Source organism: Armatimonadota bacterium, assembly GCA_017993055.1.
Classification (GTDB): Bacteria; Armatimonadota; UBA5829; order DTJY01; family DTJY01; genus JAGONM01.
On record JAGONM010000008.1, the window covers coordinates 1 to 25,696 of the forward strand.

Annotated in this window: 24 protein-coding genes and 1 pseudogene; 15 read left to right on the forward strand and 10 right to left on the reverse strand. The window is 62.0% G+C overall.

Going from position 1 to position 25,696, the window contains the following annotated elements; translation table 11 throughout:
* Positions 1-220: 220 nt before the first annotated feature.
* The 5 genes and pseudogenes from KBC96_04790 to KBC96_04810 all read right to left on the reverse strand — a co-directional run bounded on the left by KBC96_04790 (position 221) and on the right by KBC96_04810 (position 4,406).
* Positions 221-505, reverse strand: a complete 285-nt coding sequence (locus KBC96_04790) for a hypothetical protein (GenBank protein ID MBP6963706.1) — start codon at positions 503-505, stop codon at positions 221-223.
* Entirely contained in the window at positions 502-1,047 is a 546-nt protein-coding gene (locus tag KBC96_04795; protein ID MBP6963707.1) for a YcxB family protein, read from the reverse strand. Before KBC96_04795 ends, KBC96_04790 begins: the two co-directional genes overlap by 4 nt.
* Before the next feature lie 28 nt (positions 1,048-1,075).
* Positions 1,076-1,291 (reverse strand): type II toxin-antitoxin system HicB family antitoxin, encoded by a 216-nt coding sequence (locus KBC96_04800; GenBank protein ID MBP6963708.1) that lies wholly within the window; start codon positions 1,289-1,291, stop codon positions 1,076-1,078.
* Positions 1,291-1,482: pseudogene (locus KBC96_04805) on the reverse strand (type II toxin-antitoxin system HicA family toxin). Before KBC96_04805 ends, KBC96_04800 begins: the two are co-directional and overlap by 1 nt.
* A 236-nt stretch (positions 1,483-1,718) precedes the next feature.
* The gene (locus KBC96_04810; protein ID MBP6963709.1) at positions 1,719-4,406 is read right to left on the reverse strand and encodes a pyruvate, phosphate dikinase; all 2,688 of its coding nucleotides are present in this window, start codon (positions 4,404-4,406) and stop codon (positions 1,719-1,721) included.
* A gap of 277 nt (positions 4,407-4,683) precedes the next feature.
* On the opposite strand from KBC96_04810, the gene KBC96_04815 reads away from it, so the two are divergent.
* The 14 genes from KBC96_04815 to KBC96_04880 all read left to right on the forward strand — a co-directional run bounded on the left by KBC96_04815 (position 4,684) and on the right by KBC96_04880 (position 19,887).
* Positions 4,684-5,400: a LysE family transporter gene (locus KBC96_04815; protein MBP6963710.1), complete on the forward strand. Its 717-nt coding sequence runs from the start codon at positions 4,684-4,686 to the stop codon at positions 5,398-5,400.
* Positions 5,401-5,474: 74 nt separating this feature from the next.
* Positions 5,475-5,894, forward strand: coding sequence for a nickel-responsive transcriptional regulator NikR (nikR, locus tag KBC96_04820; GenBank protein ID MBP6963711.1), 420 nt, complete (start codon positions 5,475-5,477; stop codon positions 5,892-5,894).
* Between the two features lie 25 nt (positions 5,895-5,919).
* The gene (locus tag KBC96_04825; protein ID MBP6963712.1) at positions 5,920-6,588 is read left to right on the forward strand and encodes a hypothetical protein; all 669 of its coding nucleotides are present in this window, start codon (positions 5,920-5,922) and stop codon (positions 6,586-6,588) included.
* 2 nt (positions 6,589-6,590) lie between these two features.
* Positions 6,591-7,268, forward strand: coding sequence for a cobalt transporter CbiM (gene cbiM, locus KBC96_04830; GenBank protein ID MBP6963713.1), 678 nt, complete (start codon positions 6,591-6,593; stop codon positions 7,266-7,268).
* Positions 7,265-7,603 (forward strand): PDGLE domain-containing protein, encoded by a 339-nt coding sequence (locus KBC96_04835; protein ID MBP6963714.1) that lies wholly within the window; start codon positions 7,265-7,267, stop codon positions 7,601-7,603. The genes cbiM and KBC96_04835 overlap by 4 nt, the downstream gene beginning before the upstream one ends.
* Positions 7,572-8,417: a cobalt ECF transporter T component CbiQ gene (cbiQ, locus tag KBC96_04840; protein MBP6963715.1), complete on the forward strand. Its 846-nt coding sequence runs from the start codon at positions 7,572-7,574 to the stop codon at positions 8,415-8,417. The genes KBC96_04835 and cbiQ overlap by 32 nt, the downstream gene beginning before the upstream one ends.
* Positions 8,418-9,508: 1,091 nt before the next feature.
* Positions 9,509-10,534 carry an ABC transporter ATP-binding protein gene (locus KBC96_04845; GenBank protein ID MBP6963716.1) on the forward strand — a complete coding sequence of 342 codons (1,026 nt, stop codon included), beginning with the start codon at positions 9,509-9,511 and terminating at the stop codon, positions 10,532-10,534.
* Between the two features lie 30 nt (positions 10,535-10,564).
* Entirely contained in the window at positions 10,565-13,201 is a 2,637-nt protein-coding gene (locus KBC96_04850; GenBank protein MBP6963717.1) for an alginate lyase family protein, read from the forward strand.
* A gap of 223 nt (positions 13,202-13,424) precedes the next feature.
* Positions 13,425-13,946 (forward strand): hypothetical protein, encoded by a 522-nt coding sequence (locus tag KBC96_04855; GenBank protein MBP6963718.1) that lies wholly within the window; start codon positions 13,425-13,427, stop codon positions 13,944-13,946.
* 90 nt (positions 13,947-14,036) lie between these two features.
* Positions 14,037-15,419 carry a sulfatase gene (locus KBC96_04860; GenBank protein MBP6963719.1) on the forward strand — a complete coding sequence of 461 codons (1,383 nt, stop codon included), beginning with the start codon at positions 14,037-14,039 and terminating at the stop codon, positions 15,417-15,419.
* Positions 15,420-15,534: 115 nt separating this feature from the next.
* Positions 15,535-18,192: a hypothetical protein gene (locus tag KBC96_04865; GenBank protein ID MBP6963720.1), complete on the forward strand. Its 2,658-nt coding sequence runs from the start codon at positions 15,535-15,537 to the stop codon at positions 18,190-18,192.
* A gap of 38 nt (positions 18,193-18,230) precedes the next feature.
* A complete protein-coding gene (locus KBC96_04870; protein ID MBP6963721.1) occupies positions 18,231-19,274 on the forward strand; it encodes an alcohol dehydrogenase catalytic domain-containing protein in 1,044 nt (347 codons plus the stop codon).
* A gap of 20 nt (positions 19,275-19,294) precedes the next feature.
* Positions 19,295-19,531 carry a DUF433 domain-containing protein gene (locus KBC96_04875; protein MBP6963722.1) on the forward strand — a complete coding sequence of 79 codons (237 nt, stop codon included), beginning with the start codon at positions 19,295-19,297 and terminating at the stop codon, positions 19,529-19,531.
* A complete protein-coding gene (locus KBC96_04880) occupies positions 19,531-19,887 on the forward strand; it encodes a DUF5615 family PIN-like protein (GenBank protein MBP6963723.1) in 357 nt (118 codons plus the stop codon). Before KBC96_04875 ends, KBC96_04880 begins: the two co-directional genes overlap by 1 nt.
* Before the next feature lie 88 nt (positions 19,888-19,975).
* Here the strand turns inward: KBC96_04880 and KBC96_04885 are convergent, their stop codons facing one another.
* The 4 genes from KBC96_04885 to KBC96_04900 form a co-directional block, all read right to left on the reverse strand.
* Positions 19,976-21,781 (reverse strand): hypothetical protein, encoded by a 1,806-nt coding sequence (locus KBC96_04885; protein ID MBP6963724.1) that lies wholly within the window; start codon positions 21,779-21,781, stop codon positions 19,976-19,978.
* The gene (locus KBC96_04890) at positions 21,729-22,334 is read right to left on the reverse strand and encodes an RNA polymerase sigma factor (protein ID MBP6963725.1); all 606 of its coding nucleotides are present in this window, start codon (positions 22,332-22,334) and stop codon (positions 21,729-21,731) included. Before KBC96_04890 ends, KBC96_04885 begins: the two co-directional genes overlap by 53 nt.
* A 129-nt stretch (positions 22,335-22,463) precedes the next feature.
* Complete coding sequence (locus KBC96_04895; protein ID MBP6963726.1) at positions 22,464-23,345, reverse strand: hypothetical protein; 882 nt, start codon at positions 23,343-23,345, stop codon at positions 22,464-22,466.
* Positions 23,311-23,901, reverse strand: coding sequence for an RNA polymerase sigma factor (locus tag KBC96_04900; GenBank protein ID MBP6963727.1), 591 nt, complete (start codon positions 23,899-23,901; stop codon positions 23,311-23,313). The genes KBC96_04895 and KBC96_04900 overlap by 35 nt, the downstream gene beginning before the upstream one ends.
* Positions 23,902-24,197: 296 nt before the next feature.
* Between KBC96_04900 and KBC96_04905 the strand changes: the two genes are divergently transcribed.
* Positions 24,198-24,860: a hypothetical protein gene (locus KBC96_04905; GenBank protein MBP6963728.1), complete on the forward strand. Its 663-nt coding sequence runs from the start codon at positions 24,198-24,200 to the stop codon at positions 24,858-24,860.
* Between the two features lie 80 nt (positions 24,861-24,940).
* Here KBC96_04905 and KBC96_04910 read toward each other — a convergent pair whose 3' ends face one another.
* Complete coding sequence (locus tag KBC96_04910) at positions 24,941-25,693, reverse strand: sulfite exporter TauE/SafE family protein (GenBank protein MBP6963729.1); 753 nt, start codon at positions 25,691-25,693, stop codon at positions 24,941-24,943.
* Between the last annotated feature and the right edge of the window lie 3 nt (positions 25,694-25,696).

Here is a 25,696-nt window from a genome sequence, read left to right on the forward strand (position 1 = left end):
ACGTTTGACCTCGCGGGTCTCCCATGGTAGACTGTGTTCGAAGGCATGTTGCCTTGACGCAACGGTGCGACCGGATACCTCCCTGGGTATCCGGTCGCACCGTTGCGTCAAGGCAACATGCCTTCGAACACAGTCTACCATGGGAGACCCGCGAGGTCAAACGTTGAGCGCAGGCGCGGCGGGATGCTCGCAGAGTCAGGCCCGAACCGACACGGATTCTTCAGATCGCGGCAGAGTCAGAGGCGCGGCAAGCCGGGCGCTCTCGGTAGCGGAACCAGAGCACGAGGTCGGCGGCTACCATCACGGCATTGAGTGCGTAGAGCCAGACGACGGGGTCTGGATTGTACAGAATCTTGTGGAAGATTCCACCCGCGTATCCGACGATGACGAGCGAGAGGAAGATGGGGCTCTTGCCGACGACGTTCTTAGTCTTCCACGTTCGGTGGACCGAGAAGGGCCAACTCGCCCCGAAGCATACCAGCATCGTGATCTCGTACGGGCTCATCGCGGGCCCCCGTCTGCAGCCGGACCGACGTTTCGCCTGAGCTCCTCGGTGAGAGACGCGAGATCACCCGACTCGATCCTCGCCTTGGGAATCACCAGCCCTATCGCCGCGCCCGTGTAGATGAAGAGGTAGTCGTCGTTCTCGGCGATGCGCTCTATGCCCGCCCAGAGAATCTTGCCTTCGGACACCTCGGACTCGGCGTGCAGACCTTCATCCGTCAGCCGTACCGTGTGTCGGCATAGGAAACTCCTGTTCTCGCCTTCACCTACCAGCTTCCTGATACGCCGTCGGACGGCCCACCTGTAGTAGGGTATGGTGAAAGCCAGGTAGACCGCCGCCCAAGCGCATACGAGAACGAGGCTGTGCGAGCTTCCCTGTACCAGAGAGGCGACAGCGCCGATCAGCACTATGACCAGGGCGATCCCCCAAGTGGACCAGAACCTGATGCGCCTGGAGGCCGGCGAATGGGCGAGGTGGTGCATGTTGAACGCCACCATGTCGTCAATGGTGTTGGTGAAGATTACGAAGCTGCCTTCGTTCATCAGCCACTCTCCCAAGTGGATAGATATGCTATGCGGCGACGGAGACCGGTTTCGCCTTCGCAGTGGGCACGGGGATCGGTTGTCCATCCTCGCGCAGGGTGTCGAGGTAGAGGTCGATCGCTTCCTTGATGCTGCGCTCGGTCTCCTCCAGAGTCTTGCCCGTGGTGATGCATCCCGGAAGATCAGGCACATACGCCGAGTAGTTGCGTCCTGCTCTCTCGAAGATTACAGGGTATTCAATCACTATTTTTCCTCCAGTCTCGCCTGGTCCGAGATGCTCTTGAGTGTGCCGGGGGCGACCTCGTCAGACATATGGCCGGGCACAACGACGACACCGGGCTTAGGGTCGTGCTTCAACACACGGTGAATGCCACGCCGACGGGCTTCCTACCAGCCATCGTCCTGAAGACGTCTGAGCACATCGCGTATCTTCATTATACCACCTGCACACGATAGCACGAACAGCTTTGCCGCTCCTGCCAGATCCAGTGAGCATTTCATCCTTGGAGTGGGCAACTCCTCCCAAGAGCAGAGCCCCGGCGACGGGAGTCACCGGGGCTCTGTGGTTCAGCTATGTGCGTTCATCGGAGTGCATCGGTGGGGGCAAGGCGACTCAGACGGAGCTTTGCTGTCCAGTTCCGCCCTCCCCACTCTATTCTCCACACTCTGCACTACTTGTCCCGCTGCACGTCCTTACCCTGCTCCTCGATGACTGCCTGGGCGGCAGAGAGGCGCGCGACGGGAAGGCGCTTCGGCGAGCAGGACACGTAGTTCAGGCCGATCTTGTGACAGAACTTCACGCTGTCCGGCTCCCCGCCGTGCTCGCCGCAGATACCGAGCTTGATCTTCGGGTTCACGGCCTTCGCATCCTCGACGCAGATCTGCATCAACCGGCCGATACCCTTCTGGTCAATGGTATCGGTCGGGTCGGCCTTGAAGATGCCCTTCTCGATGTAGAGCGGCAGGAACTTGCCGGCGTCGTCGCGGGAGATTCCGTAGCCCATCTGGGTCAGGTCGTTCGTGCCGAAGCTGAAGAAGGCGGCCTCCTTCGCGATCTCGTCGGCGGTCAGCGCCGCCCTCGGGATCTCGATCATGGTGCCGAACATGTAGTCAACCTCGACGCCCTCTTCGGCCATCGTTTTCTTCGCGACTTCCTCGAGTTGCGTCTTGATGTAGGTCAGCTCGGCCACCGCGCTGATGAGCGGGATCATGATCTCGGGATGGACGTCCATGCCCGCTTTCTTCACCTCGCACGCCGCGCCGATGATGGCGGCGACCTGCATGTTCACGATCCCCGGGAAGTAGATCGAGAGCCTGCAACCGCGCAGTCCGAGCATCGGGTTCGCCTCGTGCATGTCCTCGACCTTCCGCAGGAGCGCTTCCTTCTGCTTGATCTCGGGCGAGCCGGGGTTCTTGCAGCGCAGCTCGGCAAGCTCGACGAGCAGTTCGTTCAGCGGCGGAAGGAACTCATGGAGCGGCGGGTCAATCAGGCGCACGGTGACCGGTCGGCCGCCCATCGCCTTGAAGATGCCGACGAAGTCCTCGCGCTGCATTGGAAGCAGTTTCGCAAGGGCCTGCTCGCGGATCTCCTCGCTCTCGGCGAGGATCATCGCCTGGACCGCGGGCACTCGGTCGCCCATGAACATGTGCTCGGTCCGGCAGAGTCCGATGCCCTCGGCGCCGAGTTCAATAGCTTCCTCAGCGTGCTCCGGGGTGTCCGCATTCGCGCGCACACCGAGCCTGCGGATCGAGTCCGCCCAGCCCATGAACTCCGCGAACTTGCCCGAAACTCCGGGCTCCTTGGTAGGAATCTGGCCGTGGTAGACGACCCCGTTGGTACCGTCAATCGAGATGAAGTCGCCCTCCTTCAGCACGACGCCATGCGCGGTGATGGTGCGCGCAACGTCGTCAATCTGCAGGGCACTGCAGCCGCAGACGGTCGGGATGCCGTACTGCCTTGCCACAAGAGCGGCGTGGGAGGTCTTGCCGCCGGTCGCCGTGAGCACGCCCTTCGACGCGAGCATCCCGCCCAGATCGTCGGGGGTGGTCTCCCGACCCACGAGTATCACCTCTTCGCCCGCAGCTTCCATCTCCAGCGCCTTGGGGGACCCGATCGCCACTTTTCCGACCGCCCCGCCGGGACCGGCATTCAGGCCCTTCGCGAGCACCTCGGGATGGTTCCTGCTGATGTACTCGGCGTCGAGCGAGGGCAGGAGCATCAGCCCCGGAACGTCCGACGAAGTGCGGGTGAGCGCCTCTTCCTTAGTGATGAGCCCTTCGTGAACCTGATCCACCGCAATCTCGATGGCGGCCTGCGGAGTGCGCTTTCCGGCGCGGCACTGCAGTATGAAGAGTCGCCCCTTTTCGATGGTGAACTCGATGTCCTGCATGTCCCGGTAGTGGTTCTCGAGCTTCTTGGCGATCCCCACGAACTGCGCGTAGATCTCGGCATTGTGCTGGGCCAACTGGTCTATGGTCTCGGGAGTTCGGACACCCGCAACCACGTCTTCGCCCTGGGCGTTCATCAGGAACTCGCCGTATATCTTGTTCTCGCCGGTCGCCGCGTCGCGGGTAAATGCTACACCGGTGCCGCAGTCGTTACCCATGTTGCCGAAGACCATGGCCTGAATGTTGACGGCAGTGCCGAGGTCGTGCGAGATCTTCTCGCGCGTGCGGTAGATGATTGCGCGCTCGTTATTCCAACTCTTGAAAACGGCTATGATAGCCATCCTGAGCTGTTCCATCGGGTCCGTCGGGAAGTCCCGACCGGTAGTCTCTCTGAAGTAGACCTTGAACTGGCCTACCAGTTCCTTGAGTCCGGCGGCGTCAACATCCGTGTCCTGCTTTGCGCCGACCTTCTCCTTGAGGGCGTCGAAGATGTGCTCGTAGTGCTCCTTCTTGAGCTTCGGGTAATCGCCGGAGAGCACGATGTCGGAGAACATCATGACGAATCGCCTGTAGGCGTCGTAGGCGAAGCGCTCGTTGCCCGTCGCGGCGATGATACCCTTGAGCGTATCGTCGTTCAGCCCGAGGTTCAGTACGGTGTCCATCATGCCCGGCATCGAGAACTTGGCTCCCGAGCGAACCGAGACGAGCAGCGGACTGGCGGCATCGCCGAGCTTCTTGCCCATATCGTTCTCGACGTCGGCGAGCGCAGCGATCACATCTTCCCAGAGGCCGTCGGGAAGCTTGCCGAGCTTCGTGTAGTCGTTGCAGGTCTCCGTGGTGATGGTAAACCCGGGAGGGACGGGCAGACCGATGTTGGTCATCTCGCAGAGGTTGGCGCCCTTGCCTCCGAGCAGGTCTTTCATTGTGGCGTTACCTTCGCGGAACAGGTACACGCGCTTCTTGTCGCTCATGTTGCATTCCCCTTTCGCGCGGCCCACATTGACACGCGGCCGCAAATAGCGCAGCCGGCACCGAGCCTCGGCCGCGACACGTTTATTGATGATGGCAGATCGTGGCACGCCGCACACAGCAATAAGCCCTGCGATATCGGCCCGCCGCATGTCTCACGCGGCGTCGCAGGGCCACCGTATTCGGACTTGCCGGAACCAACCCGTAGTTTACCACGAATCGCGCGGATTTGCAAACTCCGTTGACACCCGCCGCAGGCGCTGGTACACTGAACTTGCCATGAAGCCGATCACGATCCTGGCAACATCCTTCATGACAGCGCTCTCCGGCGCGCTGATGCCCGGGCCGCTGCTGACCGTCACTATCGCCCGGGCCGCAACCGAAGGCTTCATCGCCCCACTGCTGCTGATGGTCGGACACTCGCTGCTCGAACTGCTGGTCGTGGTCTGGTTGATCTTCGGCCTGGGACGGTTACTCAAGGCGAGGCCGGTGATCGGGACGATCTCGGTCCTCGGCGGCGCCGTGCTCCTCTGGATGGGATGGGGCATGATCCCGTCCGCCTTGAACGGCGCTCTCGACCTGCACGCCTCCGGATCGGCTTCCCCAGTTTCGGGCGCCGGGCCTCTCAGCAATCTGGTGGTCACCGGCATGGCGGTAAGCATCTCGAACCCGTACTGGGTCATCTGGTGGGCGACGGTCGGCGCAGCTCTCTTCGCGACGCTCGCTCGGAAGCCAGGGGGCAGCCGAACCTCGTCCGTCGGCGCGTTCTATATCGGCCACATCATGGGAGATGTCGTCTGGTACCTGCTCGTCGGGGCGGCGGTCGTGACCGGGCGGGTCTTCATCAGCCCGGGGGCCTACCGGGTGATCGTCGTCGTCTGCGGAGCGTTTCTCATGTTCCTCGGCGCGTCGTTCCTGTACCTCATCGCATCAGGGAAGCTCTGGGCGATCCAGGCAAGGTGCGAGACCGCCGATTCACAGTGCCCGATGGGTTGATCTCCGAATCCGTTCCTGATGCCCGTTGACAATCAGAGCAGCGCGTGTTACGATTCCTAGAAAGGTGTTACTCAATGCCCGACTTGGCTCGCTTCGGAGTCTCGATTCCCGCAGAACTGGTGGACGCCTTCGACAAGAGCATTCACGGCAAAGGATACCGCAACCGGTCCGAGGCGATCCGCGACATCATGCGGGACTATCTCGTCGAGCGCGACTGGGAATCAGGCGACCGGCCGGTGGTCGGAACGATCACGATCGTCTACGACCATGAGGTCCGCGACCTGTCCAATAACCTCACCGCACTTCAGCACGAGGTCCACGATGCGGTGGTCTGCGCGACGCATATCCACCTCGAAGAGCGCAGCTGTCTCGAAGTAATCGTGGTCCGCGGACGGAGCAGCGAGGTGCGGGCGATAGCGGACCGTCTGATCAGCACTCGCGGGGTCAAACACGGCAAGCTAGTCTGCACGACGACGGGCGAGCAGCTCAGGTAGTTCATCCGACCACTCAGGAGGCACGATGCACACGAACGGATCGAGCAGAGGAGGCGGAACGCTCGTCCTCGTCGTCGCCACGCTGTTGGCAGTAGGCGGAACCTGCCTTGCTTGTACCAGTGGGCTGATCGCCATACCGACCGCGGAGACGGTCCCGCACGGTGAATACGACATCGAGCCGCAGATTGACGGCGTCATGAGCGGCCTCCGCGACGACACCTGGATACTGAACACCCAGTTCGGACTCACCCCCAGGCTTGCGGCGGGCGTGGACTTCCAGTGGGCGGACGGGGACGATGGCGAAGTCCTTTTGAACTTCCAGTACCTGCTCGTCCCCAGCACGGATGTACGCCCGGCAGTGGCGGTCGGCATCCACAGCCTGGGCGTCGGACCCGAGCACGGGAGGTTCCTGGTCGCGACACAGGAACTCGACGCGCTCCGCGTTCATGCGGGAGTCGAGAGCATCGAGAACGAGAGCCAGTGGTTCGTCGGGGCGGACTACGCAGTGAGTGAGCGACTGGTGCTGATGGGCGACTATACTGCGGGTTCGGAGAACTGCTCGTCGGTGGGCTTCTGTTGGCATCAGAGAGAGGGCTTCGACGTTCAACTCGGGGTGCTGTTCCCCAACTCGAGCAGCGCCGACACGCGGTTCAGCCTGGCCTTCGTCCTGACCGGACCGATCCAAGGGAGGTAGCCATGCACATACCAGACGGGTATCTCGGTCCCCAGACCTATAGTGCGGCCTACCTGGTCGCAGCGCCGTTCTGGGCAGCGGCCTCACGCGCGGTCAGCCGAACGTTGCGAAGCAGGCAGGTCCCGATGCTGGCGCTTGGGGCGGCGTTCAGTTTCGTCATCATGATGTTCAACGTTCCGATCCCGGGAGGCTCGACGGGACACGCTGTCGGCGCCGTGCTCATAGCGGTACTGCTCGGTCCGTGGGCGGCATGCCTCGCGGTGTCAGTCGCGCTGATCGTGCAGGCGGTCATGTTCGGCGACGGCGGGATAACCGCAATAGGGGCGAACTGCCTGAACATGGCGGTGGTGATGCCTTTCGTCGGATGGGGAGTTTACCGGCTGATAGCGGGGCGGTCGGAGGTAACTTCCAGGCGCAGATGGATCGGCGCGGCGGTCGGCGGGTACATCGGACTCAACGCGGCAGCGCTGAGTACGGCGATCATGTTCGGCATCCAGCCGCTGATCGCTCACGACGCGGCCGGCCGCGCGCTGTATTCGCCCTACCCGCTCAAGATCGCGGTTCCGATAATGGCGGCGGAGCACCTACTGTTCTTCGGAATCGTGGAGGCGGTCGTCACCGGACTGGTGGTGGCTTATCTCCAGAAGGCGGATTCATCGCTCCTGGGGGCAAAGGCATGAAGAAGCTCTGGATTGGACTGGGCATTCTCGTCGTGCTCTCTCCGCTGGGCCTTATCATCCCGGCAAGGTTCGGCGCGGGATCGGCTTGGGGGGAGTGGAGCGCCGACGAACTGGACGGGATGGTCGGGTATCTGCCGGAAGGCATGTCGAGTGTGGCCGACCTGTGGCACGCTCCCATTCCGGACTACGCGATGAAGGGGCAGGAGAGCGCCCCGTTGCACGCGCTCGGTGTCTCCTATATACTGTCGGCGGTGATCGGCGCGGCGATAGTCGTCGCGCTGACGATGCTGCTGGGCAGGATACTTGCGCGACGCGAGAGCGAAGAAGAGTCATAGGAAACGCAACACGGTCAGGCGCGCGCTGGCGAGCCTCGGGGAGGCGCTTGCCCGCGAGATGGCCGGCGAGCGACCGTCAGAATCGCGGGTCTCGCGCATCGAACCGAGGGCGAAGGCCGTCAGTTGTCTGATCCTGATCGTCGGAGCGACCCTGCTCCATGGATTGCTTACTCTCGCGGCCCTCGTGGTCGGCGCCGCGACTGCCGTCCTAGTGAGCGGCATCACGCCTGCCCGCCTGGGACGGATGTGGCTCGGCGTACCGATGTTCAGCCTCGCGATCGCTCTGCCGGCGACTCTCAACGTCGTCACCCCCGGAACGCCGGTCGTCACCCTTCTCGGCCCATTGAGCGTCACCACGGACGGACTGATCGTCGCTGGGCGGCTGGTCCTGCGCTCGACGGCCTGCATCACTCTCGCGTTTCTCCTGGTCGCCACGACCGACCGGGCGTCGCTGCTCAACGGGCTGCGGCGACTTGGAATGCCCAGAGCATTCGGGATGGTGCTGGCGATGATGCAGAGGTACCTCACCCTACTGCTGCGGTCGGCGGAGGAGATTCACCTTGCCAAGTTGAGCCGGACGATCGGCGGTCGGCCGCTCAGGGACGAGCACCGCTGGGTCGCGGCGGGAATCGGCAGCCTCTTCCGCCGGACGCACCGCCTCGCGCAGGAGACGCACAACGCGATGGTGTCGCGCGGGTACGACGGCGACATCCGCGTCGCGCGGGCGCCCGGCATCGGGGCGACGGACTTGCTCTGGCCGGCGATATCCCTCGCCGCGACGCTGGTTCTCATGAAGACGGATGGGAGGTTCTAGAGCTTGCGCTACAGAGGCATTGAGTTCTCCACCGAGTCGAAGGCCCTGGTCTATCCGTCGGGGACCGTCGCCGGCTACGGCATCATCCGATCGCTGGGAGAGGCCGGCGTCCCGGTAGTCGCACTCAGTCCCGGGCGGTGCGACAACCTCCGGTCAAGGTATGTCAGAGAGCGCCACATCGTCCCCAATCCCATCGAGGACCACGAGGCGTTCGTGCGATGGCTGATCGAGTACGGCAGGAACCAGAGAACGAGGCCCGCACTCGTCCTTGCCGAGGACCTGTACGCTTACATCGCATCGCTCTACCGGGATGAGCTTGCGGAAGCAATCTCGTATCCTTATCTCAGCCCGGAGACGATGCGGCTCGTCTTCGACAAAGAGCCGATGCTCCGGCTGGCGGCGGAGATCGGCATACCCGTCCCCGAAACTGTGTTCCGCCCGGACGCAGCCGACATCGCAGGCTGGCAACGTTTTCCGGCGCTGGTGAAACCGCTGGTTTCGAGGTTCACGTTCGACGGAAGAAGACTGCTGGACGTCGTGAAGTTCCCCAAGGAGTTCGGCGGAAAGGCGATATATGTCGCAGACGGCAAGGACCTGAAAGAGGCAGCCCGCCGGGTGTCGGACATGGGGATTGCTTGCCTGGTGCAGGAGTTCATCAGCGAGCCAAACCGCAGCCTGGTGACCGCGCAGTTCGTGGCCGAAGTCGGTGGAAAGCTGCCGTCGGTACACACTGCACGCAAGGTCCGCCAGGAACCGGCGGACTTCGGGAAGGCATGCGTGTCGGTGTCTTGCTACATTCCCGAACTGCGTGAGATGGCCGAGAGGTTCTGCAAGGCAAGCGGATTCGTGGGTTCGGGCGGGATCGAGTTCATCCACAGCAATCGAGACGGGAAGTGGTACATGCTGGAGATAAACCCGCGCTACGTGTACCGGTGCGGGATGTGCGCCTTGAACGGCGTCAACCTGCCGCTTCAGCATTACCTTATCTGCACGGGACAGCCTCTCTTCGAAGCGCGCCAGCGAGACGGCCGGTACTGGATAGACATCGCCGGAGACCTTGCTGGGCTTCGATGGCGCAAAGGAAAGCCTGAATGGAAGCTGAGCGCGTGGGAGATCCTGAGGCCGTACCTGAGGTTCAACGAGGCCGTATTCAACTGGCAGGATCCCATGCCCGGGCTGTTCCGATACGCGAGATTGCCCGCAGGCAAGGCGAAGCGCGCCCTGTCGGGCTGCTTCCGCAAGCGCAGTTGCGAGGTCACGTCACCGACGAGGGAGGAGATTCCGTGAGCGACGTCGTCTTCAAGGCGAGCGGCATCAGCTACTCCTACCCGGGCGGCGCGGCGGTGCTGAACGAGATCAGCTTCGAGGTGCGCCAAGGAGAACGCGCCGCCATCCTGGGCGCGAACGCGAGCGGGAAGTCCACCCTGCTGCATCTGCTCGACGGCCTTTACTTCCCGTCGGAGGGACGCATCGAGGCGTTCGGCAGAGAACTGACTGAGGAGGGCGTCGAGACCCCTCCGTTCTCTCGGGAGTTTCGGCAGAAGGTCGGCTTCCTCTTCCAGAACTCGGATGCCCAGCTCTTCTGCTCGACCGTCGAGGAGGAACTTGCGTTCGGGCCGCTCCAACTGGGGCTTTCCGCCGAAGAGGTCGAGCACCGAGTAGATGAAACGCTCAGGCTTTTCGGCGTCGAACATCTCAGGCGCCGCTCCCCCGGCGCGCTGAGCGGCGGCGAGAAGAAGAAGATCGCGCTGGCCGGACTCGTGACGTGCAGCCCCGAGGTGATCCTGCTCGACGAACCGAGCGCCGGGCTCGATCCTCGGACTCAGCAGTGGCTGGTGGAGTTCCTCGAAGTCCTGCACAAGGCGGGAATGACGTTCGTCACATGCACGCACGACCTCGGGTTCGCGGCGGATGTCGCCGACCGGGCGCTGGTCCTCTCGGAGGACCACGGACTCGCGTACGACGGTCCGCTTAACGAAGCGCTCGACGATCTAGACCTGCTGCTCTCGGTGAACCTGATTCACGCGCACGCGCACCTGCACGACGGCGAGATACACGAACACCCGCACATGCACGACTTGACGCACGAGCATCGCCATATGGGAAGTGACCGGTAGAAACGAAAGGCTGTTGACGGAGAGATGACCATGAGACTACTTGCGGCCTGCATTCTGTTTGCGCTCATCCTCGCGACGCGGGTCTTGTCGGAGAACGCGGATCTTTCGGACTTGTCCGACTTGACCGGCTGGGAGGGGCTGACCCCCGACCCGGCGATGACTTACGGCGGCATGCCCGCGCCGAAGTGGGACCACGCGAAGGACGGGCACATCAGTACGGATCAGATCCCGCACGACTGGGTGAGGTTCAACTGCCTCGAGTTCGCGCTTCACTCGAACAAGGCGAGCGGCGGTGAGGTCGTGCTGGTGCTCGGCTCTGACACGCCCAAGTCACCGGAGCCGGACTACTTTATGAAGAAGATCAGGCTCAACTGGCAGGGCTGGAAGTCCTTCGCCATACCATACACGGAGTTCGGGATCGCCCGCTGTCCGGTAGGGTTCAGCGACATCCAGGCTTTCATGCTCGCCTCAGAGGGATGGGACCTTGAGCCCGATCGCTCCGTGGTGATGCACATCGCGGGTATCCGGCTCGGCCGCGTGCCGAGTCCCGGCATATCCGATGACGAGCTGTTCGCAATGCTGGATCTCGACCGTTCAGGGCTGGAGAAGGTCAGGGATGCGCATGACCCAGGGGCGAGGATGCACGAGTTAGCCGAGTACCTGCGAAGCCGCGAGACGCCGGCCTGGAAGTGGGACTGGCGTAGTGAGCCTGAACGTGAGGCGGATCCCTCGAGAGTCGATACCAGAGCCGCCGACAGGGTGCTCGCCCACGAGTTGTACAGCTGCAGCCACTACCACAAGTACGAGGGCGAGATTGACTGGACGCTCAACCCGATCAACTACCGCGAGTGGCCGTGGCAACTCTCCCGCCACAGGGATTGGACCGTCCTTGCCGACGCATATCGGCGGACGGGCGATGAGAAGTACGCGCGCGAGTTCGTTTTCCAGCTCATGGACTGGCTGGCGAAGTGCCCCGTGCCGACGACCGTCAGCGGGAACGTGTCGTACACCTGGCGGACAATCGAGGCGGGCATCCGGGCGGGGCAGTCGTGGATGGATACCTATCACAAGTTCCTGATCTCGCCGTCGTTCACGGATGAGGCGGTCGTCGCGATGGTGAAATCGTTCGCGGAGCACGCGAGGCACCTGGCGAAGTACCCGACTACCGGCAACTGGCTGGCGATGGAAATGAACGGCCTGATGCACGTCGGCGCCATGTTCCCCGAGTTCAAGGAGTCGGCCGAGTGGCGCAGGACGGCGATGGAGAAGACCTACGAGGAACTCGACCGCCAGGTCTACCCGGACGGCGCGCAGATCGAGCTTGCCACCGGATACCATCAGGTCAGTCTCGGCAACTTCATCTCGGCCTGGGAGATCGCCCACCTGAACGGCGTACCGGTGCCGGATGATTTCATTGCCAGGATCCAGAAGATGTACGACTACAACCTCTACGCCTCGATGCCGGGCGGAACGCTACCGGGCCTGAACGACTCAGGGCGAACCGACATCAGGGGGTCGCTGGCGAAGGCGTTCACGTTCTACCCGGACAGGAAGGACTACGAGTGGGTATCCACCGGAGGCAAGAGCGGAGAGAAGCCGTCCGTCGGCTCCATCGCGCTACCGTTCTCGGGCCAGATCGTGACGCGCTCGGGATGGGATGCGGACGACCGCTACCTGTTGATGGACGCCGGTCCGTTCGGGTACGGCCACCAGCACGAGGACTCGCTCAGCTTCGTGATCTACTCGCACGGCAGGTATCACCTCGTTGACCCGGGCAACTACCCCTATGACAGCTCGGAGTGGCGCAAGTACGTGCTCTCCACGCGCGCCCACAACACCATCAGGGTGGACGGGGAGGACCAGCACCGGCGCGACAAACCGAACCGGGCAGACTATGTGATCTCTAAGCCGCTGCCGAACAAGTGGATCGCGGGTGAGGGTTTCGACTACGCGTGCGGAAGCTACGCCGAAGGCTACGGACCCAGGAACGATACCAGAGTCGAACACACCCGGCATATCCTCTTCGTGAAACCCGAGTACTGGATCGTCACCGACTTCCTGACGCCGCAGGACGACAAACCCCACCGATACGACAGCATGTTCCACCTCGATGCCCCGGGCGTCACGGTTGACGGGTCATCTCTGTCAGTCGTCACTCAGAACAAGGAGTCGAACCTCGCGATCATCGCTCTTGCCGACGAGGGGCTCCGGCTCGAAGTCATCTCCGGGCAGGAGAAGCCGATCGTGCAGGGATGGATGCCCGCGGGCGGATACGACGTGCGTCCGATCCCGACGCCGACGTATTCCCGCGAGCAGTCCGGCCCGGCGAGCTTCGCGTATGTATTCTACCCGGTCGCGGAAGGCGTCGAGTGCCCGGTCAAGTCGGTCGAGAAGCTGGCGGTAACGGGCCGGGCAATGGGCCTGACAGTCCGTTTTGCGGACGGAAGGACCGACCACTTCGTGCAACGCGTGAAGCCGGGGGCGAAGCTGCGGTTTCTGGACTTCGAGACCGACGCGCAGGCGGTACACGTCCGCATCGGCGCCGACGGCACCGCAAGGGCACTTCTGGCGGGCGGCTCGAGGATCACGCGCGGGGGAGCGGCTGTCGAGGCGGAGATACGACCGATCGAGGACCTGTCGAGGACCGAAGCGAGACACTCCTTCTGACCCCGTATTACGGTGACGGCGATTAGTTGGCTGTGCGTTCACCGCTATGTTGTCCATTATCTATATCTGAGTCGGGATAGATATCTGAAATATCTTGCAGAACCGCTTTACACCCTCTCCGGCAGATGCTACACTGACGCAGGGACGACGGCATCGGTCGGCAGCCCTACAGCCGGGGGCGCTTCTTCCCGATACCTTAGGGTAGAAGGGACGGGTATTCCAAGTGAAAGTCATCGAGATACTCTTCTACGAGCGCAACAGGGTGAAGCTGGTCGTCGAGATGGGCGATCCGTACCGCTGTTCCACGGAGCACGCCCCGCACATACCCAGGCTGCTCTTCAAGCTCTTCCCGCATCTGTCTCGCCACCGATGCGACAATGAGAACGGCTACACTTTCCGCCGGGAATGTCAGGCCACCGAGATTCCCCACCTGCTCGAACACCTCATCATAGAGCTGCAGGGGCAGGTGCAGAAGTCGCGCGTCCTGAAGGGAGAGACGCAGTGGAACTGGAGGATAGACCCCAGGGGGCGGTTCCACGTCTACGTGGACTACGACAACGAGATGCTAGTCCTCGGGTCGATCCGCCTTGCGGAAAGAATCATCAACGCCCTCGACGACCGGCAGATAGACCGGATTGACATGGACGAGGAGATGGCGCGCCTGAAGACGCTCGCCGACATGGGCAACGCGATCGCGGAAGCAGCCGCGATCGAAGAGGAGCCGAGGCAGGCCATCCCGGCGTAGTATCGGCGCCTCTCTTCGAAGGAGTTTGAGCCCCCACCGGCTAATTCAGAGTCGTGCCTGCGCGCCTCGCGAAGGCACGGAGGGGGCGTCATGAACTTCATCTTCATCAACTCGGACTCATTCAGACGAGACAACCTCGATTGTTACGGGAACAACTGGATTCAGACGCCGAACATCGACAAGTTCGCGCGAGAGTCGGTCGTCTTCGATCACGCATACACCGGCTCGTTCCCGACGGTACCGAACCGACGGGACTTACTGACCGGCCGATACACATTCACCTACACCGACTGGGCTGCGCTCTCCAGCGAAGAGATCGTGCTCCCGCAGGTTCTCGGGAAGGCCGGCTACATCAGCTACATGATCCTCGACACGCCGCACGTCATCGCCAACGGGTACGGCTACGATCGGGGATTCAACGGATGGAACTGGATCCGCGGTCAGGAGGGCGACCGGTGGAAGACCCACCCGCGCGAGGTCAAGCTCCCGTGCGACGTGAAGAAGCTGCGAGGGGCGGATCGGACGACGTCCCAGTACCTGCGCAACGTGGCCGACCGGCATGGCGAGGAGGACTACTTCGCGCCGATGACGATGGCCGGGGCGATGGATTGGCTCGATCACAATCACAAGCTCGACAAGTTCTTCCTCTACGTGGACACCTTCGACCCGCACGAGCCCTGGGACCCGCCGAAGAAGTACAAGGAGATGTACTGCGCGGGCTACAAGGGCGATGAGGTGATCTACCCGCTCTATGCGCCGCGCGGATTCCTGACGGATGCCGAACTGGAGCACATCCGCGGCCTCTATGCGGGCGAAGTGTCTATGGTCGATGCCTGGGTCGGCAAGCTCCTGAAGAAGATTGAGGACCTCGGCCTCATGGAGAACACGATGGTGATTTTCACGGCGGACCACGGCTTCTACTTCGGCGAGCACGGGCTGATCGGGAAGTTCGGGCCACTCTACACCGAGATTAGCCGCATCCCGCTGATCGTGCACCTGCCTGGAGTCGGTCCGGGCAGACGCGCGCAGTTCGTCCAGCCGTGCGACCTGATGCCGACTATCCTCGACCTGGCGGGCGTCGAGCACCCGGAGACGATCCAGGGGCACTCGCTGGTCGATATCCTTAAGGGCAGCCCGAGGCAGGTCCGGGAGTTCGCGGTGACATCAGGGGCGATCATCCATCCGCCGGTATCGGATGTGCCGTTGAACCTGGAGTCGTCGAACTGGGACCAGTATGCCCGCGCGCTCAAGGCGAGCACGATCGTGACCTACGAGTGGACGCTGATCGTCGGGGCCGGCGACCTCCAGCCGCAGATGTACCACAACCCGAGCGATCCGCACCAGAACGTGAACGTCTTCTCGGAGAACAAGGAAGTGGCGAAGAGGCTTCACGCGGGGTACATCGAGCTCCTGGAGTCGCTTGGCACGAAGGAGGAGTACATCGCTCCTCGGAGGGTGCTGCCGGGTGCTTGAGGCAGCGAGCCTCGTCACACGCAACACCCGACGCAGCCACCGACAAACACATCGGCGGCGCCCTGACAAGCCTGCCCCTCGCACGTGATGAAGGGACGGAAAGGACGCATGCGATATGATCCGCGAAAGACTGCCCGAGTTTGTCTGCGTGCTGTTCGCCTGCGTGGTCTGTCTTGCGGCAACGGTTCGGGCAGGCGGCTCCATGCAGGGAGTCTCTGCAGATGCGACAACCGAATCCAGTCACCTAGGGTCAGTGACGGCGGGCCTGGACTCCCTGAGGTTCGCGCGCTTCGTCTCGCCGGAGGCATTCTACAGGCCGGGCTACATGTGGGTACTGAACGCCGAGATGACCGAATCGGTCATCTCGTCACAGATGAGCGATATGGCCGATCTGGGCGCCCGAACCGTGACACCGGTGCCTGAGCCGAAGGAATTCCGCCCGACGTCGATGCCCACGTTGCTCGCCCCTGACTACTTGAGCCCGGGCTATCTCGACCGATACCGGTTCATGGCAGCGGAAGCGAAGAGACTCGGCCTGAACATCTGGCTCTATGACGAAGGTGGCTGGCCTTCAGGCAGTGTGTGCGGCAGCTTGGTCAGGGCAAACCCAAGTCTTGGGCAGCAGACACTCGTCCGACTGGTGCTGAGTCCGGCGAAGGGCGAGACGGTCGAAGTCCCGATGGACTGCCTCGGAGCGTTTCTGTACCAGGATTCGACTCGGGTCAAACGGCTTACGCCGGGCTCCGAAGAGACGATCGGCGTCGACAACGCCCGGGTGCTGGTATTCAGCGTTTCTCGAAGCGCGAGCTACCCCGATCTCCTCAACCCGAAGTCAACCGCCGAGTTCATCCGGATGACCCACGAGCGCTACAGACAGGCAATGGGAGACTACTTCGGGCAATCAGTCTCTCTGATGTTCACCGACGAGCCCGGGGTGCCATCCACTCCCTGGACCGACGCCTTGGCAGAGGACTTCCGGAGAGCCAAGGGATATGACATAACGGAGAATCTTCCCTCCCTGTTCGAGGGAGACACCCCGGAGGACCAACTGGTACGCGTGGACTTCCACGACTGGTGGTCCCAACGGTTCGCCGAGGCGTATCTCGGCCAGATCCAGGAATGGTGCCACCGCCGCGGCATCCTCTCCGGCGGGCATCTCGACAACGAGCACACCACGCAGTCCGCCGCTTCCATCTACGCCCTTCGCGCACTGAGGCATTGCGATGTCCCCGGAGTCGATGTCATCTGGCGGCAGATATGGCCCGGGGCCGAGAACCACCACTTCCCCAAGTACGCTTCATCTGCGGCGCACATCGAGGGAAAGCCCTGGGCTCTCACAGAATCGTTTGCCGTGTATGGAAGCGGGCTTACGCCGGAACAGATGAAGTGGATCAGCGACTACCAGTACGTACGCGGCATCAACCTGATGACCATGATAGGGTATCCGCTCTCTACCCGGGACTGGTTCATGGGCGGAGAGCGGCCGAGTATGGGGGACACCAGCCCTCTGTGGAGGTACATGGACGGATACCACGCGTACATCGCCAGGCTGAGCTACCTCCTGTCCCTGGGGACTCCGGAGATCAGGACGGCCTTATACTATCCCGCTCGAGACATCTGGGCCAGCGGGTCTAAGCTCAGTTCGGTGATCACTTCGCATGATACGCTGGCAAGGATTCTCCTCGAAAACCAGTGTGACTTCGACCTGATCGATGATGATGTGCTTGGAGAGTCGATAAGCTCGGCGGATGGCAAGCTGTGCGCAGGCCCGATGAGATACGACACCGTATGCGTTGCGCGTACCCACTGGATGACCGAACGTTCGAAGTCCGTCCTGGCCGGGTTCGCGGCCGCCGGGGGTACGGTGCTCTGGATAGACAGTCCAACCGGCGACAGACCTGTCGGAACCGCGGCAATAGGTTTCGAGGTGGTGGCTGAGCACGTCAAGCCACTGCTGCGGGTGTCGCCGGCAAACCCCAACCTGAGAGTATGTTGCCGGCGGATGGCAAACGGAACCCTCTACTTCATCACCAATGAAGGGATGAACGAGGCACACTGCACGTTGACGATCGAGGAAGAGCTTCCATTGTTGAGGCTGGAGCCGGAGACGGGGGAGTGCTACAAGCCGTCGGGTGCGAAGCGCACGCCGAAAGGCTGGTCGATGCCTCTGACTCTGAACTTTGCCGGCTCCGCTGTCTTCTGCTTCACCAATGAGCGACTGCCGCTGTCGAGGCGTCGGCCCGAGCCCGGAGAGGTGCTGCTTACACTCGGAGAGGGATGGTCCTGCCGTCAGAATAGGACCTACTCTCTCGGAGAACACGATATCGAGGCCCGCGACGCTAGTGGCGAGGCGGTGCAGGTCGTGCTTGGCGACTGGAGAGACGCTCTGGGAGAAGGCTTCTCGGGCGATGCTGAGTACACGATTCGGTTCGAGTGTGATGCGGGCCTCGTCCGAGCAGCGCGCTTGCTCGACCTGGGTGATGTCCGCTATGCCTGTGATGTGCGACTCAATGGCCGGAGCCTGGGCAGGCGATTGTGGCAGCCGTGGTCGTTCGTGACAGTTGGTACGCTAAGGGCGGGTGTTAACGAGCTGAGCGTTACCGTGACGAATACGCTGGCGAACCAGTATCTGACGAGCCATGCGCTCGACAGGTTCGATGACAAGCACCTCGGACCCTACCATAAGCGCGCGCTGGAGTTCGAGCGGGAATCCCTGAGCAGCGGACTCTTCGGCCCGGTGACCATCCGCTCCGCAGGTCGACCTCGGCGATAGAACACCCGGCCTGATGCAGCCGGAAGGAGAAGACACCAATGGAGACTATGCTCGCCGCCGTTCTGCACGATTTCGATGACCTTCGACTCGAACAGGTACCGATTCCGCGCGCCACGGAATATGGCGATGTGGTCGTGCGAATCGTCTCGTGCGGGATATGTGCGACCGACTACAAGGCGATCAGGGGGATCCGGCGGAATGTGACGTTCCCCTCGATCCAGGGTCACGAGCCGAGCGGAGTCGTAGCGGAGGTAGGCCCTGGGGTCACGCACGTGAGGGTCGGCGACGAGGTGATCGTTCAGCCGCTCGGATACTGCGGGCGGTGCGCTCACTGCCGGTCGGCGAACACCCACTACTGCGAGCGTGCTTTCGTCCTCGGCGGCGACGGTCCGGACGACGTGCGGCCGGGCGCATTCGCGGAGTACATGCTCACGACGGAGGGCACGCTCTACCACAAGCCGGCGAGCATCTCCTTCGACGCCGCCGCGATCACCGAGCCGCTCGCGGGCGCGTGGAAGGGCGTCATCCGGCATAGCGAGATGACCATCGGCGACGATGTGGTTGTGATCGGCGTGGGAAGCATCGGGCTTCTGTGCCTGATGGTGGCGAAGGCCGCAGGGGCCGCCCGGCTGATCGCCGTCGATACGAGTGACTATGCGCTCCGAAACGCCCTCGACCTCGGCGCGACTCATGCCGTCAATCCCACTAAGGAGGATGCCCTCGCCCGAATCAGTGAGATCATCCCCGACGGGCCGGACCTGATCGTCGAGGCCGCCGGTCCGATCCAGGCAGTTCAGCTCATGGTCGATCTGCGCAGACGGGGCACGAGGTGGAACGTCTTCGGAATCACGACGCACGAGAAGTTCGAACTCGACGGCGGGCTGACTCACTTCCTCGAGGGTCGCCAGGACGCCAGCTTCGGGACGACCTCGCTCGCCATGATGAAGGCGATCCGGCTTATGGAGACCGGCCTCGTGGACACCGAGCGGATCATCTCCCACCGCTTTTCGCTCGAGCGCATCCACGAGGCCCTCGAGGTGATGGCATCCCCCGAGCGGAACAAGATCATCATCAACCCGTAGCCGTTCAGCAGTGTGGTATAATGGGAACGGTGAATCCGATGAAACTAGACCGAATCACAGTCAATCCGAATGTCTGCTTTGGGAAGCCTTGCATTCGTGGGCTGCGCATACCGGTATACTTGGTCGTTGATCTGGTTGCCGCCGGGAAGTCGCCCGTCGAGATAGTCGATGACTATCCGGAACTGGAGACTGAGGACATCAAGCAGGCTCTGGAGTACGCCGCCGAGCTTACCCGAGAGAAGGTCGTCTCGGTGTAATGAGATTCCTCCTCGATATGGGAATCTCGCCCAAGGTCGCGGGCACTCTAGGATCGCTCGGCCATGAAGCAGTCCGGTGCTCTGAGATCGGCCTGTCTGGCGCATCTGACCTTGAGATACTCGGCTATGCAGAGTCTCATGGACTGATCCTCGTTTCCACTGACCTCGATTTCGCCGACCTTACGTTCGCCTGCAAAGAGCCATGTCCCGGTCTGGTGCTCTTGAGGCTTGACAACCCATCTTCCGAGATGATGTGCTCCCGCTTGCAGATCATGCTCACCGCGCTGGCTGAAGACGAGATTGCCGGCTCTGTCGTCATCATCCAGCATAACAAGGTGCGGACCCGCAAGCTATGATTTCCATTATGCAGACCGGGCAGGAATGAGCATAGGCGCAGGCCGGCAAGCCTGCGCCTATGCTGTGATCCTCCCTCGATATCACACCCTATTCAGACGAGAGGACCTTACCATCGTAGGAGACGATACCGTTCTTGACGATCGCGCCGCCCGGATCGATCCGGCAGCGTCCGAGAACGTGGTACTGCCGAGTGGACTGAGTGTACAACACCCAGATCTGCCTGCCGGGTCCGGCAGGAGAGAACTTGATGCCGTCAGCTTGGGAGCCGACGCCATACATGGCCGTGACTTCCGTGCCGTCTATCCGACCGAATCCGTCTCCGTTCGCGGCGGCTTCTATCCGCGCGAGCCTCACCGCCACGTCGATATCGGCCTTCATGGACTCGATCTCACTATGGGGAAGGTTGCCCCAGTCAAGCTTCCCACCCGATGTCACGTACTCGGCGATGTCATGCCCATGGTCGATATCCAGTTCGACCACGCCGTTAGTGTATGCCCTGCCGGTCGGAAGCACCGTTGCTCTACCTCGGATAACGAATGCCTTCTTGACCTCATGCCAGGTCACCGTCGCGGGGCCAGGGCCGATGTTCTCGATGCGGTAGACTCCTCTGTCGGCCTTACAGTAATCGCCGACCTTGCCATCGAGCATCAGGACATCCTCCACCTGAGGCTCGCCGGCGAGCCGGATGTAACCGTCCTCGACCATGTCCGAGCGCCATCCGTCCTTCAGGCTGTGCGCCCGAACCTTGCCCAGAACGCGATACATATTCTTGTCGGCGAGGTAGTGGATGGACACCAGTCCCGGCCCGAACATCTCGAACTGGAAATCGGGATGGAAACTACTCCCGCATGAGCCCAGACGCTTCGCCGGGCTGTGATCCTGGAAGAAGAGCATGCTGGCGTTCGGGTCGGCCTGCAGGCGCTTGAACTCGGCCTCTCGATCATCGAGGATCTCCTCGGGACTGGGGCTGATCATATCCAGGACCGGGAGATCGTCCGGGATGGCGAGTACAAACAACGAATCGTTGACCGGCACATCATACTCGACTCGTTCTATACACTCGATCAGCGTGCCCGCCGGATCGTAGGTCTCTGATCTGACCAGGAGGTTGGTGCTCAGATCGGTAAACACGCACATCCGGGCACCTGCATCACCCTGCAATTCGGTGACCAGCACTTCCCTGCCGGCAGCTGTTTCCTTCTTCTCGCCGATGATCTCGGCTCCATTGGCCACGACCGCCGACCTGAGCGCTCCCGGGCCGCTGAACAGATCGAGGTAGGTCATCCCCCTGGCAAGCCCCTGGAGACTGCCTGTGCTCCGGATAGTCACCTTTGGCAGATAGTCGCGCTCGATCGCAACCAGCCGTTTGCCATCGTCGGCTACGTCTCTGATACCATTGACCCGGATGCGGATTTTCGATGCTCCCTTGACCCATCCCTCGACCGGTTGACGCCGGCCGCTGCCATCAATGCTGAAGCCCGTGAAATGCACGCTCTGCACCTTCGTCATCGCCTGGGCCATGTCGGCCAGAGCGAAATCACCGTTCTCTCCCGGAAGCAGCCAGAATCCGACCGCGACCAGAACGACCGCAAATGCGGCAACGAGCAATGCTCTCTTCATCACAAATACCCCCTGTGCGCGGGGACTCCGGGACTCTGAGGCATCACGTGCTTGGGCCGAGGCAGCCGCCGTCATCGCGTCCGCCATCACCCGCTCCCTGAGCGCCGGCGGAACAGGCTCGCCTTCAAGCCGCTCGATATCGCGACTAAGGCCGGACCACTCCGCCATGTTTTGCCGGCATGACGCGCATGACTTCACATGCGCCGCCATCAGCAGACGCTCATAGAAGTTGAGTTGGTTGTCCAGGTAGGCTTTCAGGTTCGCGCATTTCATAGCCTTCGACCCCATTTCCCCCGAGCTTCTCGCGCAGTAGTTTGAAAGCGCTGTTCATCCGCGACTTCACGGTGCCGATCGGTAGGTCCGATATCTCCGCGACTTCTCGGTACGTCAGTCCCTCGAAGTGGACGAGGCAGACGACCGCCCGATACTGATCCGGCAGGCTGTAGACCGCCTGGCGGATTCCCTCCTTCTCGGCGGTCCTCAAGACCAGGTCTGACGGGTCGGACTTGTCCGACGAGTCCGGCAGACCATGCCATTCCTCCAGCGGAACCGTCTCGACGGTCCGCTTGTCCCGATGCCGCAGGAACTGGCGATACGCGATTCCGAAGATCCATGTCTTGAACCGCGATCTCTGCTGGAACGAGCCGATCCCATGCCACACGGCCAGGAAGGTCTCCTGCGCCAGGTCCTCTGCCGTGCCCGAGTCGCCGGACAGGCGCAGTAGGAATCTGTACACAGGCGCGAGCAGTTCGTGCACGACTGCGGCGTAGGCCTGCTCCTCGCCCTTACGAAGAGCCTCGATTGTCGCCGGACCGATCTCTGCCACTCAGTCACTCCGCGGATTGCGCTTTCACTATGTATGTCAGGTTTCGGGGGCAAACGGTTCGATGGGATTATACCATGGAGTATTGGAGCGGTGGAGTACTGGGGGCCCGGACGGGCCCCCAGTTGGTGGCTAGTTCGTGTTGTCGGTCACGGGCAGGGAATCGGGTATTTCGACCTTGAAGACCGAATCGGGGATCGGAACGTCATACTCGAAGTTGTCGAGTTCAGTCGTGAGTTCGCCCTGCTTGTCGTACTCCCGAATGCTGACCATCAGGTCAGTGTTCCTGTCAATCGTGAAGACGGCCGTTCCCTCGTAGTAACGCTGCTTCTCATGCGTCGTTATCACCAGGGCTTCGTGGCCATTTGGCAGCACGTCCTTCTTCACGTCCACCTTGTCGAAGTACTGATACAGCGACATCGTCCTTCTGAAGAGTCCACCCACGAATATGGACTGGACGTCCGTGTCGTTCTTGCTGATCGTGACCTTGTCCCGCTCGATGATGATCTCTTTGCCATCCAGAACGTAGGACTCATGGGAATCCCCGTTGTGTACATACAACCGGTCAGGGGCTTTGAACCATCCCTCGATCTCCATTCTGCCCCCATGATCGTCAGGCATCGAGCCGGTGAAGTGGCAGGTCTTGACCTGTCTCATCGCCTGCATCGCGTCGGCAATCGCCGCGTTACCCTGCATTCGAGGGAACAGGAATGCTCCGACGAGCAGCAGGATCACGACGAATCCCGCCGCGTATGTCACTCTTCTCATGGTGAACACCTCCGATGCGCGGGACCGGATCGGCGTGGCCTGGCGGGCTTTCGCTGATGCCGTCATCGCATCGGCGAGCAGCTTCTCATCGAGCGACGGCGGGAACTGCTCGTCTTCAAGCCGCTCGATTCCACGGCTAAGGCGAGTCCATTCCGTCTTGCTGCGCCTGCATGTGCCACACAGCGTCTTGTGTGTGAATGCTGTCAGGCGGTTATGCCTGTGAACTCTCGGGCTGTCGCTTTTCATCAGCCTGATCCTCACTTTCCCCGAGCCTTTCGCGCAGGATTTTGAGCGCGCCGTTGATCCGTGACTTGACGGTCCCGATGGGAGTATCGAGCACCTCGGCGGCTTCACGGCACGTGAAGCCCTCCAGATAGACGAGGCAGACGACCTCTCGATACGGGTCCGGCAGGGCGCACACCGCTCGGCGGATTCGTTCGCGCTCGGCGTTCTGTGCGACCAAATCGGACAGGTCTGACACGTCGGACCTGTCGGACTGGTGCCATTCCTCCAGCGGGACGGTCTCGACCGAGTGCTCGCGCTGTCGCCTCAGCAGCAGGTATTGGCGATATGCGATGCCGAAGACCCAGGTCGAGAACTTCGACCTCCATCGGAACGATCCTATGCTCTGCCACACCGCGAGGAACGTCTGCTGCGTGATGTCCTCGGCCGTGGCTGAGTCCCGGCAGAGCCGCAGGGCGAACCGGTGGACGGGGTGCTTCAGAGCGTTGATGACCGCCAAGTATGCGGCGTCATCGCCTCGAAGAAGACCCGCTATCGTGCGCTTGTCGATGTCCGTCATCTGGATCCTCGAGTCCGGATTTTGCGCTCTCACCATGTGTGTTGCCGATTCCACTGATACGGTTCGAAAAAGTGCTCTGCTCCAACTGTTCGACGCCTGATTCAGGCATTCCCCTTCCTCAGACAGGCCGCTGACAGTATCTTTCGCTGCGCGACCGCTACTACAGCCGACCGGCCGGAATACCGATACTATTACCAGGGAAATGCTGTCCGCCGACTAAGCCTTGCTTTTTCGGCGCTCAGAGGTTAGACTGTCGGCAATACTCACGCATACCAGACCATCCGGGAGGTCGTCTCATGATTCATCGGTCGTTTGTTGTTGTTTTCGTCCTCGCCGTCCTTGCGGTGGGAACCGCACTCGCGGCGGCACAGCCGCCGGTCCTCGACGGCACCGACAGGCCCGTGCTCATCGCACAGGCACCGCAGACCGACTCCGACTCGGGGCAGCCCAATGAAGCAGCTCCCTCCGACGAGGAGCAGGGCCGGAAACCCCCGCTCGTCATCGGCCTGGGCGTAGGCTCGTACACACCCCTGAACTCGGACGTGGAGGACGTCTTCGGCGGCACGAAGGTCAGGTTCGGCCTGAGGCCCATACTGACTGAGTTGCCGAAGCACATGAGGTTGATGTACGACGTCAGCTATTACTCGCTGGAGAAGAACGACGACAGCGCTGTGCTGGTACCCCTGACCGTCGGCATCCTGCAGGGATTCGGCCAGAGCACAAAGACACAGACCTACGCAGCCGTCAACGTCGGGGCGTTCTACGGGGACGTGTTCTCGCCGACAATGATGGTTAGCAGGAGCGGATGGGGACTCACTGGGAACATCACGATCGGCCTGGTATATGACAAGAAGCTGGCGCTCGAGGCCCGTTACGAATTGATGGAAAAGTTCGCGGGTTTCAGCTTCGACTCGTTCAGCCTGATGGCCGCGTACAAGCTTTTCCAGGTTCGCTTCTGAGAGCCCGTGACCTCACCCGCCATCCTCGTTCCGCCTCGGGCGGGAGCATCGCGCTCCCGCCTTCTCTCTTGCCACCCGACTTAGACCAGCGACCAGAAAAGCATGCCGCCTGACGCGATCAGCACCGAGTAGACCAGTATCCGGAAGGCGGTCTCGTTGATCCGATGGTGCGCCAGGTTGCCGAGCAGCATCCCGGTGAGGGTAAACGGGAGGCAGAGCGCGGCGAGCTTGAGCGTCTCAGCCGTGATCATGGAGCGCGCCGCCCACTGAGCTATCAGCGTACCGTTCAGCGTCAACCAGACTAGACAGAGCGTGACGCGGAAGACGCTCTTGTCGGTCAGCACCCGGCTCGCATACACCACCACCAGAGGCCCGCCGGAGCCGAAAGCGCCCTGGATAACTCCGCCGATCGGGATGAACGCACTCAGGAGAAGCCTCGCCCGCGGACTGATCTCGCCGTCCTTGCCGGACGTCATTAGCTGCCTGATCAGCCCGTTTACCCCGATGCCGACCATGAAGAACGCCAGCACCCACTTCAGCCCCTCCTCCGGCAGAACGTGCGCGACCCACAGCCCGACAGGCAGACCAGGGGCGGCCAGGGCGATGATGCGAAGGTACTCGCGCCAGACGATGTCCTTACGGGCGGCGATCACTATGAACAGCGCCAGGATCCACGCGAGCATCACGAGCATCGGCACGGCGACCTTGAGCCCCAGGAGCAGAGCGACGAAAGGCAGGGCGAGCACGGTGCATCCGAAGCCGGTGACGCCTTCCTGGAAGTGCGTGAAGAAGACGATCAGGCCCACGAGCAGGTAGCGTTCGAGGTCAGACAAGCA